The 1,391-nt window shown below is 49.2% G+C and carries 1 protein-coding gene; it reads left to right on the forward strand.

Annotated elements, in window-relative coordinates:
* Nucleotides 1-102 precede the first annotated feature (102 nt).
* A complete protein-coding gene (locus HMPREF3096_RS08075) occupies nt 103-1,377 on the forward strand; it encodes an IS4-like element ISApu2 family transposase (RefSeq protein WP_011191341.1) in 1,275 nt (424 codons plus the stop codon).
* The last annotated feature ends 14 nt before the right edge of the window (nt 1,378-1,391 follow it).

Genomic DNA, 1,391 nt, shown 5'->3' on the forward strand with positions numbered 1-1,391 from the left:
TCATGTACAGGATCTTTAGCTACAACCAATTGAAATAGATAGAAAAAAGGCTTCGTTTGTGATCTGATTTAATCGAAAAAAAAAACCGACACGCCCGAAGCCATGACTATTATCAATGCAACCCAGTACCTCAAGCAACTTCTTAGCTCTTCTGAACTCAACCGGATCGGTAAATTTACCGGTTTTTGTCAGCGACTCCGGGATATCCAGCCTGCGAGACTACTCCCGGCTCTGCTCTCAGGGCTTGGTTGCGACAAGGTGGATGGTATTGCTGGTTTGCATCGCCATTTCAATGCGTTGCAGCTCCATGATACTGACCAAATAGCGTATAAACCCTTTCACAACCAGTTACGCAAGCAGGGTTTTCCCTTGTTCATGCGCGCACTGGTTGAACGAGCCATCGCCTTACGCCTCAAGGAGTGTCTACCGGACGCCCACGGACTGGCAGGCTTTGAGCAGGTACTGCTGCAGGACGGGTCGTCATTCGCGTTACATCCGCAATTGGCAGAACATTTCCCGGGCCGATTCAATAAGCACAGCCCCGCTGCGGTAGAGTGTCATATGACCATGTCCTTGCTGGACCAGTCGCCGATATCGATGAGTATCACGGCGGATACCGAATCGGAGCGCAAGCATCTTCCGGCCGCAAATTCGTTAAATAACAAACTGTTATTGGCGGATGCCGGTTACATCAGCCGCGAGTACTTTGCTGATGTGACCAAAGCCAAAGGAAGCTATCTGGTCAGAGGGAGTCAAAATCTCAATCCCAAAGTACAGGCAGCTTACCGACAGGACGGCAGGGAAATGCCCAAGTTACTCGGAAAAAAGCTCAAGGATATCGATCGGAGAAGCTGCAGAGCCGAGGTTCTGGATCTGGATGTGAGTTCGGGAAAGTATAAATATCGACTCATAAGACGTTGGTTTGCAGAGGAAAAACGGTTCTGTATATGGATGACCAATCTTCCGCGTGAGCGATGGCCAGCCGAGAAGGTGATGGCATTGTATCGTTGCCGTTGGCAGATCGAACTGTTGTTCAAAGAGCTGAAATCACATAACCGGTTGAAGGCGTTCGCGACACGACAAAAAGCGATAGCGGAAGGCTTGATCTGGGCTAGTTTGCTGGCCTTGCTGGTCAAACGTCGGCTGGCGCTGACGCTGATTGGCAGCGCGGAGTTATCGATGCTGAAGATTGCCAAAAACAGCGCGCTTTGGTTAATGCCGATATTGGCGAGCATCATCCATGGTGCGTGGCAGGAAATAACAGAGAAGTTGGAGTGGGCAATGGTGTATTTATCCAAAAACGGCAAAAAGAGTAGGCAGAGAAAATCCAAGCAAAACAACACGTTAGACGGTATTATTAATTCGCTTGCCGCTTAAGGTTCTGTACATGA

Origin of the sequence: Klebsiella sp. HMSC25G12, assembly GCF_001807705.1 — a bacterium.
Classification (GTDB): Bacteria; Pseudomonadota; Gammaproteobacteria; order Enterobacterales; family Enterobacteriaceae; genus Klebsiella; species Klebsiella variicola.